Source organism: Bacillus sp. PK3-067 (assembly GCF_056738645.1).
This window is the reverse complement of record NZ_CP096490.1, coordinates 3,717,620-3,730,714: the sequence shown is the minus strand read 5'-3', so window position 1 is coordinate 3,730,714 and position 13,095 is coordinate 3,717,620. Positions and strand designations below refer to the sequence as shown.

Below are 13,095 nucleotides of genomic sequence, written 5' to 3'. Positions count from 1 at the left end.
CCTTTTTGCTATATTTGTTCTAATTAGTTATGTACTATGGGTGAATGCCGTTTTCTAATAGCTCAGTAAATGCATGAATATGAATAGGTTTACTGTAATAATAACCTTGAATAAACTGACATTTATTTTTTTGAAGGAAATTTACGTGCTCTTTCGTTTCTACACCTTCAGCAATGACAGACATTCCTAATGTATTTGCTAATGTGATGATCGTTTTAATAATTTCCATTCCATCATCACATGTTTCAGACATTGTAATAAATTCTCTCGGGATTTTTAACGTATCAATTGGATACAAAGGTAAGTAGGCTAGCGAAGAATAACCTGTACCAAAATCGTCGATAGAAATGTGAATCCCTAAACTTTTTAGTGTACGCAGTTTTATCAATGTTTCTCGCTCATCCATCATTGCAATTCGCTCTGTTAATTCAAGATCAAGAGAGCTTGCTGGTAAACCTGTATTTGTTAAAGTAGAAGAAATAGATTTTACAAAATCCTCTTGTTCAAATTCCTTAGCAGATAAATTTACACCTATTTTTAAATGTGAATATCCGAGTGCGTGCCAACGTTTCATTTGTTTACAAGCCTGCTCTAATGTCCATTTACCTATTGAAATAATTTGTAGTGTTTCTTCTGCAATCGGAATAAACTCGTATGGAGAAATAATACCTAATTCAGGATGATTCCACCTAATTAAAGCTTCTGCACCGATAATTTTATTAGATTCACTATCAACTTGAGGTTGATACAAAAGGAACAATTCTTCATTTTGTAGTGCGTTTGGTAAATCTTTTTCTAATCGCAATCGTCTTTCAATTTTTTTAGCGATTACATCGTCATAAATAGATACAGAGTTAAGTTCTTTTGCTTTTGCATCATACATTGCAACATTAGCGTTTTTCAGAAGTGTAGCGGTATCGATTCCGGAATGTGGATAAATAGCGATGCCGATACTCAGTGATAAAGTTAATTTATGCTCATGTATGATAAATGACTTTTTCATGCATTTAAATAATTGGTTACATAATTGGAATAAGTAATCTTCGTCAGTATAGTTTTCAATTATGATTGTAAATTCATCGCCACCGATTCTTGAAAGATGAGTATGTGATGGAAGACATGATTGGAAGCGCTTTGCTACTTCTTCTAATATGTAGTCTCCTGATGAATGTCCAAGTGTATCGTTAATTGCTTTAAAGCGATCTAAATCTAAATATAATAATGCAAACTCGCTTTCTGTTATTTCAGCATTTTTTATAACTCTCTTTAATTTCTTATGGAAAAAGGCACGGTTACCAATTTTCGTTACAGTGTCATGGAATGCTAAATATTTTATTTCTTCTTGCTGTTTTTTTAGTGCAGTAATATCTTTCACCATAATATAGCTTCCTGAAATTTGTCCGTCTATTATAATAGGAATGATTGTAACGTATAAAAAATAAGTAAAGCCATCTTTATATTGAGAACTAAGTTGTAAGGATGCCGATTCTTGTTGTTTCACTTTCTCTAACGCCAATGCTAGCTTATGCTTATCTTCATCTAAAATAATCGAAAAACAAGTTTCACCGAGTAACTCATCTGTTGGTGCTCCAAGTAGTACACTCCCAGCCTTATTTACATTTAAGAATATTCCATTTAAATCAATGGTGAAAATAGGGTCAGGATGATATTCATATAATGATTTAAACTTTTGCTGTTTTTGAGAAAGAGCCTCTGATTTATGAACTAAATCAGAAGTCCGTAAAGTAACTTTTTCTTCTAGTTGGGCATTAAATGCCTGCAAACGTTTTGTTAAGGAATTGTTTTGCATACGTACGATAGAATGACGAATGAGTACGAAAATAAAAGTAATACAATTTCCTGTAATGAGAGTTGAAGATGATGTTTGTTCTTTTAATGTAAACCCGATTAGTATTGCAACAGCAAGATAGGGAAATACAACTAAAGCTTTTTTTCCTATTATAGGGTTTACAAGGAAATAATTTTTATGGCTATTATGATCTTCTGAAATAGAGCCAGCTATTGCAATAAGTAATATAGGTATTCTATATAAAAGACGTAATAATATTATCGTTTCAGTTGATAAGTGGTTATTTAAGTAAAAATAAATATAGTTAAAAGTTGCAGAACTTATTAATACAAAAATAAAGATATAAATTTTCCGTTTGGAATTAAAAATTGTTGGACGGAAAAAGAGACTAACACCTAGCAGTAGAAATAATAAATCTGCAATTGGGTATAAAAATGAAAGGAAAACATCTCCTAGTGAAAGAGCGAATATATTTAAATTTGGTTGATTAAATAAATACCATTCTAATGTAAATATGGAAGTAAGCACTATGCATATATCACAAATAAAGAACGCTTTTTCCCATTTATTGCATTCCTTTAAGATTTTATAGCAGAAAGCGATAAGACAGAAAAATAGAAAAAACATGTAAAATACATCAGAAACCGTAAAACGATGTATTGGAATTTCGAAGAAGCTATCTTGATATGTATATACTATTTTCCCTAATAAAAAACTACCAATTGCTATTGTAATACATATCCAAAACGGATTTGAACTGACTTTTTTAGAATATATAGAGTAAATCAGTGATACAAATGTAATGGCTTCAACGACAAGTGAAGCGAAGCGTACATCTGAATTTGAAAAATGAGTAGGGAACAGATAGAAAAACATAAAATAGATTGAATAGCATATTAATGTTCCGATTAATATACATAATTGTAAATTTTTATTTAATTTCAATGAAATCACCTTCTTTAATTATGCACTATGTTCGTTATATCTATACATAATAATATTATTTAAGAATTGTATCAGATTTCCTTATAAAAATCATGTTTATAAGGAAAGTGTTAAAGAGTGTAAGTATTCTTAAAGTTGAAAAAATATTACGGTTGATAGTATAGACTGTATCAAGACTTTAAATAGAAATTGTATATTTAGTCATCCTTTGAATTGTAAAGTTTTTTTAGTGATTTGTAAGTGGAGATGCAAAATTGCATATAAAATGATGAGTATCTTTTTTTGGTGAGCTTTTTATTTTTAATCTGAAGATTAATATTTGTGAAAATGTTGAGAAAAGATATAAAATAAGAACGTGTATTCTTACAGAGTGGAATAGTATTGCCACTAAATAGGGAGGCTTTTTTATGATATATCGAATTAAAGATGCAGAAATATACTATGAAATTGTGGGAGAGGGTAAACCGGTCATTATCATACATGGCTGCGCCCCTGACCATAGGTTAATGATGAAATGTATGGAATCAGTATTTCAGAAATATGAAGGTTATAAGCGAATATATATTGATTTACCTGGAATGGGAAAATCGAATGCTCCAAATTGGATAAATAGTTCAGATCGTATAGTAGAAGTGCTTATCACATTTATTGAGGAAATCATTTCTACTGAAAAATTTTTATTGGTAGGAGAATCATATGGAGGCTATTTAGCCAAAGGTATACTTGCAAAGATGTTTGAGAGAGTTAGCGGATTACTATTAGTATGTCCTGTTGTTGTAGCGGAGCCAGAAAAAAGGATTCTTCCAGATAAACAGGTAATTGTACAAGATGAGGAATTTTTAAATACGCTCACTTCCGCAGAAAGAGAGGAGTTTTGTGAGTTAGCTGTAATAGCAAATGAATATACATATAAGCGATTTAAAGAAGAAATTAAGCCTGGGTTAGATGTTGCTAATTATGAATTTATTGAAAGGTTGCAAAAGAATTACTCTCTTACTATGGATTTTCAGCATGAAAAATATGAAAATCCCGTTCTTTTACTGACTGGAAGACAAGATATATCAGTAGGTTATCAAAATATTATAGAAATTATTGAAGAATATCCAAGGGCAACATTAGCAGTGTTAGATATGGCAGGGCATAATTTGCAAATTGAGCAGCCTGAATTATTTGAGAGTTTAGTAGGAGAATGGATTAGACGAACAAATCAGCACAGTTTATAAAGTATTTTAGTATTACCCCTAAGTGTTGAAATGGGATAAATGAACGTGATTTATTAACTTATCTTGCTATTTGCCGGGCAGCCCGATTAGTGAGGGCTGATTAAAGTTTCACTTTATAAAAAATTTTAAGGAGAAATTATGAGCACATATATTTATATGGTTAGACACGGTGAATCACCAAAACTAGAAGGAAATGAAAGAATGCGTGGATTAACTGAGAGGGGACATATGGATGCCCGTAGAGTAACTGACATATTAAAAGCGGAGAGGATTGATACTTTTATTTCCAGTCCTTATAATCGGGCTATGCTAACGATAGAGGAGTCAGCTAATTTCCATGAAAAAGAAATAGTAGTATATGAAAATCTTAAAGAGTGTATGTTTTCAAGTGAGGAGCAGGTTATATCAGACAAAGAGGTGTATCCACTTGTACAGAAGATGTTCTCTAATCCGGACTTTGCACGAACGCAAGGAGAGTCATATGCAGATTGCCAGAGAAGAGTAGTGAAAGTATTAAAAGAAATCTTAATGGATTTTCGAGGATGCAAAATTGTAATTGGTACACATGGGCTTGTCATGACATTAATGATGAACTATTTTGATAAACAATATGGTTTTGAATTTTTAATGAATACGTCAAAACCGGATATATATAAGATGGAATTTAAAGAAGAACAATTAATGAATGTAGAGAGATTATGGAAAGCTGAATAAAATTAGTTGCATGGATTTTGTTGTAAAAGTTACTTTTATAGCAAAGTCTTTTTTTGAATAGAAAGCATCTTTATCAACTATTGTTAGAATGTTAAATAAATAAGTAATTATTCAGTCTTTGAATAAATTATGGAGAAATTGGTTTAGGGAAACAATTTTAAATGTGTCAAAATTCCAAACGTTGGATTTATATTCAATAGGAGAAAAAGATGTAGAATTTTGTCTTACAGTCCCCGTTTACTTTTCATTTCATTACATATAGGCTTTGTGGTGTAAGGGAGGACATTGCCTTTACGTAAAATCTATAAGGAGGTCATTGTAATGAAACAGATTAAAAAGTTTGCGGGAGTTGCTTTAGCGGGGACGATTGGATTAAGTGGATTACTGTTTTTAGAACCAAGTGTAAGCGTTGCGGAAGCACAGCAAGTGAAAGTAGAAAATTTCAATACAATTGATGTAACGATGAATCTAAATGAATTGTATGTATTAAGTGGCAGAAGCATTGATATTCTTTCTGGAGATAAAGAAGCAATTCAGTTAAATAAATACACAATTAGTTTTAATAAACCTGGGAAGTATGTGATTAAAGTAAATGGCTGTATTTATGATGATGTATATACTTTTATTGTAAATGAGTAGTATATATTCTTAAATTGCGAGATAAAAACAGAAACACCCTATTTGCGATGAGAGTCGTAAATAGGGTGAATTTATTTGTATTAAGCTGTACTTTAAATATGTTCACTAATTTTCTTTTTGTTATGTAAAAGTGTTAACAATGTAAATGAAATATACATCTTCACAGTCAAAAAAGTTAAAATATTTCGTTTTAAGGATTATAATGGAGGGAGGAACATAAAAGGGAGTGAATGAACTTGAAACAAGAACTTATTGAAAGATTTACGAGATATGTAAAAATTGATACGCAATCAAATGAAGAAAGTCATACAGTACCAACAACACCAGGACAAATTGAGTTTGGTAAGTTATTAGTGGAAGAGCTAAAAGAAATTGGTTTAACAGAAGTAACGATGGATGATAATGGCTATGTAATGGCAACACTTCCAGCTAATACGGACAAGGATGTTCCTGTAATCGGATTTTTAGCCCATTTAGATACGGCAACAGACTTTACAGGGAAAAACGTCAAACCACAAATTTATGAAAATTTTGATGGTAATGCAATTACGTTAAATGAAGAGCTAAATGTTGTGTTAACACCAGAGCAGTTCCCGGAATTACCATCATATAAAGGACATACCATTATTACAACTGATGGTACAACACTTCTAGGAGCAGATGATAAAGCTGGTCTTACAGAAATTATGGTTGCAATGAACCATTTAATACATAATCCACAAATTAAGCACGGGAAAATAAGAGTAGCATTTACACCGGATGAAGAAATTGGTCGTGGGCCAGCGCATTTTGATGTAGAAGCGTTTGGTGCATCATTCGCTTATACGATGGATGGAGGTCCATTAGGTGGTTTAGAGTATGAAAGTTTTAATGCTGCAGGTGCTAAGTTAACGTTTAACGGAACGAATACACATCCTGGAACAGCAAAAAATAAAATGCGCAATGCTACTAAACTTGCTATGGAGTTTAATGGGTATTTACCAGTAGAAGATGCGCCAGAATATACAGAAGGCTATGAAGGATTCTATCATTTACTTTCTTTAAATGGTGATGTTGAGCAAAGTAAAGCATATTATATTATTCGAGACTTTGATCGTGAAAATTTTGAGGCACGTAAAAATAACGTTAAAAATATTGTGAAGACTATGCAAGAAAAATATGGCGAAGATGCAGTCGTTTTAGAAATGAATGATCAATACTATAACATGCTTGAAAAAATTGAACCGGTAAGAGAAATTGTTGATATTGCATATGAAGCAATGAAAAGTTTAGACATTGAACCAAATATTCATCCGATTCGCGGAGGCACAGATGGATCACAATTATCATATATGGGATTACCGACGCCGAATATTTTCACTGGTGGTGAAAACTATCACGGTAAATTTGAGTATGTTTCGGTAGATACTATGGAAAAAGCCGTTCAAGTTATTGTGGAAATTGCAAGACGTTTTGAGGAGCAAGCTTAAAAAAGAACCAAGTAGTACGAATGTGCTACTTGGTTCTTTTAATATAGTACTCGCCACAAATAAAAAGTCGCATAAGACTCCCAATTAGCCCAGTTTGCCGCGAAATCTTTTATTTCATTTTTTGTCGGTTTATTTTCGGAACCTGTTATAAATTTAATTGCATTATGCAGACCAACATCATCAATTGGAAAAGCCGAAGGAAATCTTAAACAACGCATTAAAACATAGTTGGCAGTCCATGGTCCTATACCATGGATAGCAGTTAATTGTTTCTCAGCAACCTTTACATCTTGTGTTTGCAGTAAATCCTCTTTTGATAATTTTCTCTCTGTAATAAGCTTCGCAATACCGATTAAATATTCACATTTTCTAGTCGTCATTTTTAATTGTTGAAGATTTTCTACATGTAGATTTGCAATTGTTTCAGGTGATGGGAATATCCAATGTTTTCTATCGTCCCATTCTACATAACTTCCAAATTGCTCAACTAATCTCCTTTTTAGTGTATAAGCATATGTTAAGTTAATTTGTTGACCGATAATTCCCCAGGAAAGTGCCTCAAATAAGTCTGGAATGCCTAAAGTACGAAGGCCATAATATTGTTCAATTGGTCCTTGAAGGAGTAAATCATGTTTAGCTAATGTATAAAATGGGGCTAAATCAGTAGTTAAATCAAACCATTCTTTTACATAGTTAACTACAGCTTCACGTATCGATTTTTCAGATGTATATGGTTCTTCTAAACAACGTATTTGAATATTCCCATCTGTATTCACACTAATTTCAACTAAAGGATTTACATCTTGAACAGGGATAACTTTATAAATTTTGTTATCTTCAATATGGAACATACATTCATTGTTAGAGCGTGATAGATAACGTAAATTTTCTTGGAAACAAAATTCTTTTGGAACTGCTATAGATAATGCGCTATTATATTCTGCTGTCATATGAATTCCACCTGCAACTTTTCTAATGTAAGCAATTTTTTCTTCATTTCTAATCCACCCCTAAATCCGGTTAGTTTCCCATTCTTCCCAATAACGCGGTGACAAGGAATGGTAATAAGAAGAGGGTTAGCAGCAATAGCAGAAGCAACGGCGCGCACAGCTTTAGGTTTTTGAATTCTTTCAGCAATTTCTGTATAAGAATATGTCTTTCCATAAGGAATTTCACGTACCGTATTCCAAACAGATAATTGAAAATTAGTTCCATAAGCATCGATAGGAAATGTAAAAGTTTCTCGCTTGTTTTCTAAATACTCGATAACTTCTTGCGTATATATTTGCAAGTAACCTGGACTATGGGTCAATATATGTTGGGGCAGTTTTTTTCTAGCCCATATATTTAATTCTTCAAAGTTTTCGTCTTGTGATCCAATGAAACATAGTCCATTTTCAGTTGCAGCAATATGAAATCGCCAATTTTTATGTGTAAGTAGCGTCCAATATATATAATTATTTTTGTAGGAATTCATTATCGTATCCCTCTTTCATTTCGTTCTTTTTTCGATATTCAGTAGGAGTAAATCCGGTTTTCTTTTTAAATAAAGTTGCGAAATACTCTGGGTTTTCTATCCCGACAGCAGTACTAATTTCTTTAATAGATTGATTTGTGTGTAAAAGGTATTCGGTTGCTTTAAGAACCCTGAATTGTTGTATATATTCTATAGGAGTTAACCCTATTATTCTTTTGAAAGTACGTTGTAAATGAAAAGGGCTACCGTGACACATTTCCGCAAGCATGTCGAGAGTTAAGGATTCGTCATAATGCTTTTCGATATAGTCTTTAATTTGTTCTACCCACTCTTCATTAGGTAAAGTGATCCCATTTGGCTTACAACGTTTGCACGGGCGAAAGTTCTCACTTAATGCTTGCTCTGCATGATGAAAAATTCGTACATTGTTTCTATTCGGTATTCTTGATTTGCATGATGGTCTGCAAAAGATTCCAGTTGATTTCACAGCATAAAAGAATTTGCTATCATAGGAAGAATCATTATGAATAATTGCTTGCCAATACTCATTTGTTAATGTAACTCCTTCATTGTGCATAGAACATCACCTCTGAAATTAGTATAACCTGAATAAAGTGCGTATGTATGTATTCATAAATGTAAGAGCAAGATTACAAAGGTGAAAATATGATTGTTTTCTATTTTGTGATAGCATGAAATTTGGAAATAAACATCAAGAGGAGGACTATAAATGAAGTTAATTTCATGGAATGTAAATGGTTTGCGAGCTGTTATCGCAAAAGGTGGATTTTTGGAATATCTTGAGGAATCAAGTGCTGACATATTTTGTCTACAAGAGATTAAATTACAAGAAGGGCAAATTGATTTAAATTTAGAGGGATATTATACATACTGGAATTATGCTGTGAAAAAAGGATATTCAGGAACTGCTATTTTTTCGAAAAAAGAACCGCTTTCAGTTACATATGGTTTAGGCATTGAAGAGCATGATCAAGAAGGGCGACTTATTACTTTAGAATTCGAAGATTTTTACATGATAACGTTATATACACCAAATTCAAAACGTGGATTAGAACGATTAGATTACAGAATGAAATGGGAAGATGATTTCAGGTCCTATATCAAACGATTAGATGAGAAGAAACCAGTTATTTTTTGTGGAGACTTAAATGTTGCTCATAAAGAAATCGATTTGAAAAATCCGAAAAGTAATCGTGAAAATCCTGGATTCTCTGATGAGGAACGAGAGAAATTTTCATGTATTTTAGAAGAAGGATTTATTGATACATATCGTTACCTTTATCCTAATCAAGAAGGTGCATACTCGTGGTGGTCGTATCGTATGGGCGCGAGAGCGAAAAATATCGGATGGCGTTTAGATTATTTTGTTGTTTCGGAAAGAATGAAAGACCAAATAACAGAAGCGAAAATTAATAGTGAAGTAATGGGGTCAGACCATTGTCCAGTTGAATTACATATAAATTTCTAAAAAAAAAGAAGTATCTCCCTAATATTAGGGAGATACTTCTTTTTTTAATTCAGTTTGTTAAAATTTTTCAAATCATTCTTGAAATAATTTCATATTAAATATATACTTAGTAACGATAATCATTATCAGTGAAAATGATTATCAAGTGATGAAGGCGTAAAAGAATTATAGTCTAGGGGAAGTGAACGGGAATGAGTTCTGGATAAAATTATTAATCTAATGAAATATATATATGGGACAAGGTTCATATAGTTAAATTTTATTGAGAATATAGTTTGAAAATTCGAGAGGAGACATATAAAGATGAACAAGAAATTATTTACTTTAGGGATGGTTACAGTTTTAAGTGTAGGTTTAGCGGCATGTAATAGTGCGGATAAAACTTCAGGCGAGCAAAAACAACAGACAAAAGCTACGGAAACGAAAAAAGATGAAAAACGAAAAATCACATATTTAGGTAAAGAGTATACAGTGCCAGCAAAAGTAGATAAAATTGCGACAGCTAGTTTAGAGTCAATGGAAGATGCGGCAGTACTTGGAATTAAACCAGTTGGTGCCATTACTGTAGGTGGTAAATTACCAAAATATCTTGAAAAAGAGTTAGAAGGTGCTAAATCTGTTGGTGAGAAAATGCAACCCAATTTCGAAACATTACTACAATTAAAACCAGATGTTATTACATCGAGTACGAAATTCCCAGCAGAAACAGCTGAAAAGTTTACGAAAGTAGCTCCTACATTCCCGGTATCACACGTTTCAACAAATTGGGAAGATAACTTAAAGTTAATGGGAGAATTAACTGGTAAAAAAGATAAAGCCGAAAAAATTATTAAGGATTACAATTCGGACGCTGAAAAAGCAAAAGCAAAACTAGGAGATAAGTTAAAAGATAAAAAAGTACTTGTCATAAGACTAAGAGCAAACGAATTATTCCTATATCCAGAAGGAGTATACTTCAATCCTGTAATTTATAAAGATCTTGGACTAACTGCTCCAGAACAATTGAAAACTGTAAAAGCACAAGAGAAAATTTCATTTGAAAAACTTGCTGAACTTAACCCAGATTATATTTTCTTACAATATGAGGCAAGTGAAAATAAAAACCCGAAAGTGTTAGAAGAAATTGAAAGTAATCCAATTTGGCAAAGTATGAATGCTGCGAAGGAAAAGAAAGTATTTGTAAATGTTGTAGATCCAATGGCACAAGGTGGTACAGCTTGGAGTAAAACAGCATTCTTAAAAGAAGCCGTGAAAAATTTATCTAAATAATACAATAAGTAAGGTGCGTTGAATGATATGCAGAAAACAAATGCAGTACCAGTAACTATATTATGTATAGCACCCATACTCATCTTATTTACAATTATACTTTCGATTTTGTATGGGGCAAAAAGTATTGACGCTGAAACAGTGTGGAACGCATTATTTCATTTTGATTCAAGCGATGTAAATCATAATATTATTATTACTTCACGTTTACCAAGGGTAGTTGCAGCTCTTTTAGTCGGAGCATTTCTAGCCATATCAGGAGCACTTATGCAGGGGATGACAAGAAACTATCTTGCATCCCCTTCTATTATGGGTGTGACGGATGGCGCTGCCTTTGTTATTACACTTAGCATGATTTTTCTTCCGGGAATGTCATCAATTGGTATGGTTGTATGTTCAATGATTGGTTCTGCACTAGGAGCCGGTATCGTGTTTGGTTTTGGTTCGCTCCTTCAAAATGGCTTATCACCAGTTAGGTTAGCGATTATAGGAACAGTTATTGGAACATTTTTAAGTAGTGTATCGGCTGCAATGGCTTCGTATTTCCAAATTTCTCAAAATGTTAGTTTTTGGTTTAATGCAAAGTTAGATCAAGTAGATCCTAATATCATTAAAATCACGATACCGTTTGGGATAATTGGAATAATTTTAGCATTGTTAATATCAAAATCTATTACCATTCTTTCATTAGGCGAAGAGGTTTCTATTAATTTAGGGCAACGTACAAAACTAGTTAAAGCGATGGCAATTTTATCGGTAATTTTCTTAACAGGAACAGCAGTTGCTTTAGTGGGGAAAGTTGGTTTTGTAGGTTTAATTATTCCGCACATTACGCGCTTTATAATTGGGGTAGATTATAAGTGGATTTTGCCATGTGCAGGTGTTATTGGTGGCGTTTTCTTAGCGTTATGTGACGTTTTGAGTAGATTTGTAAACTATCCATTTGAAACACCTATTGGAGTCGTTACCTCTTTAATTGGAATTCCTTTCTTCCTTTATTTAATCCGTACTAGAGGAGGAGAGAGACATGCTTAAAAGTTCAAGTCAACGTTTCGGAATGACGATGGGGATTATTATATTTTTAATACTATGTGCTATTTATATTAGTTTAACAAATGGTACGTTCGACATTACGATTACAGATGTATTTAAAACACTGTTTAGAATTGATCCAGTACCAGAACATGATTTAGTTATTTTTGAGTTTCGCCTTCCGCGCATCGTAATTGCTGGATTAGTAGGATTAGGCCTTGGTGTTGCGGGTGCCGTTATTCAAGGGATTACGAGAAATGGGTTGGCGGACCCAGGTATTTTAGGCGTAAATGCCGGAGCAGGAACAGCGATTGTCATTTTTATGTTTTTCTTTCAAGGGCAATTAAAAAGCACAGACTGGGTTTCTATTATGATGATGCCAATGTTTGGTTTAGTAGGCGGATTAGGTGCAGCTATCATCATTTATCTGTTTTCTTGGAAAAACGGTAAATTAGATTCGCAGCGACTTTTATTAACAGGGATTGCAATTGGATCAGGATTTGGAGCCTTTTCTATGTACTTATCACTCAAAATGAAGTCAACTGATTTTGAAATGGCCGCAGTGTGGGTGTCTGGAAGCATATATAGTGCAAACTGGAAGTATATTGTGGCTATGTTACCATGGCTTATTATCTTAATTCCGCTTATACAAAAGAAAGCTTATTTATTAGATTTATTTCAATTGGAAGAAACGAGTATTACAAGTTTAGGTGTTTCAGTAGAAAGAGAGAAATCGATTTTACTATTAAGTAGTATCGGGCTTGTGAGCGCATGTGTTGCTGTTTCAGGGAGTATCGGTTTTATTGGCTTAATGGCACCGCATATAGCGAAAAGGCTTGTCGGTATTCAACATAAGTATATAATTCCTACGTGCGGCGTAATCGGAATGTTTCTTGTAATTGCTTCAGACTTTATTGCGAAAACAGTTTTTACACCTGTAGAGCTACCAGTGGGAATCGTTATTTCTATTGTCGGTGTACCGTATTTCTTATATTTACTTTATAAGGCGAAAGCGTAAGAGGAGGAAT

General features: G+C 33.0%; 12 protein-coding genes. 8 read left to right on the top strand and 4 right to left on the bottom strand.

All coding sequences use genetic code 11. From position 1 onward, the window contains the following. Nucleotides 1-34 precede the first annotated feature (34 nt). Nucleotides 35-2,755, bottom strand: a complete 2,721-nt coding sequence (locus tag M1D73_RS19105; RefSeq protein ID WP_000773557.1) for a sensor domain-containing protein — start codon at nucleotides 2,753-2,755, stop codon at nucleotides 35-37. A 407-nt stretch (nucleotides 2,756-3,162) separates the two neighbouring features. On the opposite strand from M1D73_RS19105, the gene M1D73_RS19100 reads away from it, so the two are divergent. The 4 genes from M1D73_RS19100 (at nucleotide 3,163) to pepT (ending at nucleotide 6,800) form a co-directional block, all read left to right on the top strand. Further along, the gene (locus tag M1D73_RS19100) at nucleotides 3,163-3,978 is read left to right on the top strand and encodes an alpha/beta fold hydrolase (RefSeq protein ID WP_000640329.1); all 816 of its coding nucleotides are present in this window, start codon (nucleotides 3,163-3,165) and stop codon (nucleotides 3,976-3,978) included. 138 nt (nucleotides 3,979-4,116) lie between these two features. Continuing rightward, nucleotides 4,117-4,692, top strand: a complete 576-nt coding sequence (locus M1D73_RS19095) for a histidine phosphatase family protein (protein ID WP_000109182.1) — start codon at nucleotides 4,117-4,119, stop codon at nucleotides 4,690-4,692. 321 nt (nucleotides 4,693-5,013) lie between these two features. Beyond that, nucleotides 5,014-5,331: a hypothetical protein gene (locus tag M1D73_RS19090; RefSeq protein WP_000809495.1), complete on the top strand. Its 318-nt coding sequence runs from the start codon at nucleotides 5,014-5,016 to the stop codon at nucleotides 5,329-5,331. A 236-nt stretch (nucleotides 5,332-5,567) separates the two neighbouring features. After that, on the top strand, nucleotides 5,568-6,800 hold the full coding sequence (gene pepT, locus M1D73_RS19085; protein ID WP_119684214.1) for a peptidase T: 1,233 nt from the start codon (nucleotides 5,568-5,570) through the stop codon (nucleotides 6,798-6,800). A 38-nt stretch (nucleotides 6,801-6,838) separates the two neighbouring features. Here the strand turns inward: pepT and M1D73_RS19080 are convergent, their stop codons facing one another. From M1D73_RS19080 to M1D73_RS19070, 3 genes are read right to left on the bottom strand one after another with little or no spacing between them, the layout of a single operon-like run. Next, nucleotides 6,839-7,750, bottom strand: coding sequence for a DNA glycosylase (locus tag M1D73_RS19080; RefSeq protein WP_000123503.1), 912 nt, complete (start codon nucleotides 7,748-7,750; stop codon nucleotides 6,839-6,841). Further along, complete coding sequence (locus M1D73_RS19075; RefSeq protein WP_001089842.1) at nucleotides 7,747-8,277, bottom strand: methylated-DNA--[protein]-cysteine S-methyltransferase; 531 nt, start codon at nucleotides 8,275-8,277, stop codon at nucleotides 7,747-7,749. The genes M1D73_RS19080 and M1D73_RS19075 overlap by 4 nt, the downstream gene beginning before the upstream one ends. Continuing rightward, the gene (locus tag M1D73_RS19070) at nucleotides 8,258-8,854 is read right to left on the bottom strand and encodes a bifunctional transcriptional activator/DNA repair enzyme AdaA (RefSeq protein ID WP_000551322.1); all 597 of its coding nucleotides are present in this window, start codon (nucleotides 8,852-8,854) and stop codon (nucleotides 8,258-8,260) included. Before M1D73_RS19070 ends, M1D73_RS19075 begins: the two co-directional genes overlap by 20 nt. A gap of 153 nt (nucleotides 8,855-9,007) precedes the next feature. Here M1D73_RS19070 and M1D73_RS19065 point away from each other — a divergent pair, with 153 nt between their 5' ends. The 4 genes from M1D73_RS19065 (at nucleotide 9,008) to M1D73_RS19050 (ending at nucleotide 13,085) form a co-directional block, all read left to right on the top strand. Continuing rightward, nucleotides 9,008-9,766 carry an exodeoxyribonuclease III gene (locus tag M1D73_RS19065; RefSeq protein ID WP_000767620.1) on the top strand — a complete coding sequence of 253 codons (759 nt, stop codon included), beginning with the start codon at nucleotides 9,008-9,010 and terminating at the stop codon, nucleotides 9,764-9,766. Between the two features lie 303 nt (nucleotides 9,767-10,069). Further along, nucleotides 10,070-11,035: an iron-hydroxamate ABC transporter substrate-binding protein gene (locus M1D73_RS19060; protein WP_001035506.1), complete on the top strand. Its 966-nt coding sequence runs from the start codon at nucleotides 10,070-10,072 to the stop codon at nucleotides 11,033-11,035. A 27-nt stretch (nucleotides 11,036-11,062) separates the two neighbouring features. Continuing rightward, entirely contained in the window at nucleotides 11,063-12,070 is a 1,008-nt protein-coding gene (locus M1D73_RS19055; protein ID WP_001173042.1) for a FecCD family ABC transporter permease, read from the top strand. Beyond that, nucleotides 12,063-13,085 carry a FecCD family ABC transporter permease gene (locus M1D73_RS19050; protein WP_000920450.1) on the top strand — a complete coding sequence of 341 codons (1,023 nt, stop codon included), beginning with the start codon at nucleotides 12,063-12,065 and terminating at the stop codon, nucleotides 13,083-13,085. The genes M1D73_RS19055 and M1D73_RS19050 overlap by 8 nt, the downstream gene beginning before the upstream one ends. The last annotated feature ends 10 nt before the right edge of the window (nucleotides 13,086-13,095 follow it).

Bases quoted from the DNA above. Each gene is read 5' to 3' on its own strand.
- M1D73_RS19100 (WP_000640329.1), top strand. From the start codon at position 3,163: ATGATATATCGAATTAAAGATGCAGAAATATACTATGAAATTGTGGGA.
- M1D73_RS19095 (WP_000109182.1), top strand. From the start codon at position 4,117: ATGAGCACATATATTTATATGGTTAGACACGGTGAATCACCAAAACTA.
- M1D73_RS19090 (WP_000809495.1), top strand. From the start codon at position 5,014: ATGAAACAGATTAAAAAGTTTGCGGGAGTTGCTTTAGCGGGGACGATT.
- M1D73_RS19080 (WP_000123503.1), bottom strand. From the start codon at position 7,750: ATGACAGCAGAATATAATAGCGCATTATCTATAGCAGTTCCAAAAGAA.
- M1D73_RS19075 (WP_001089842.1), bottom strand. From the start codon at position 8,277: ATGAATTCCTACAAAAATAATTATATATATTGGACGCTACTTACACAT.
- M1D73_RS19070 (WP_000551322.1), bottom strand. From the start codon at position 8,854: ATGCACAATGAAGGAGTTACATTAACAAATGAGTATTGGCAAGCAATT.
- M1D73_RS19065 (WP_000767620.1), top strand. From the start codon at position 9,008: ATGAAGTTAATTTCATGGAATGTAAATGGTTTGCGAGCTGTTATCGCA.
- M1D73_RS19060 (WP_001035506.1), top strand. From the start codon at position 10,070: ATGAACAAGAAATTATTTACTTTAGGGATGGTTACAGTTTTAAGTGTA.
- M1D73_RS19055 (WP_001173042.1), top strand. From the start codon at position 11,063: ATGCAGAAAACAAATGCAGTACCAGTAACTATATTATGTATAGCACCC.
- M1D73_RS19050 (WP_000920450.1), top strand. From the start codon at position 12,063: ATGCTTAAAAGTTCAAGTCAACGTTTCGGAATGACGATGGGGATTATT.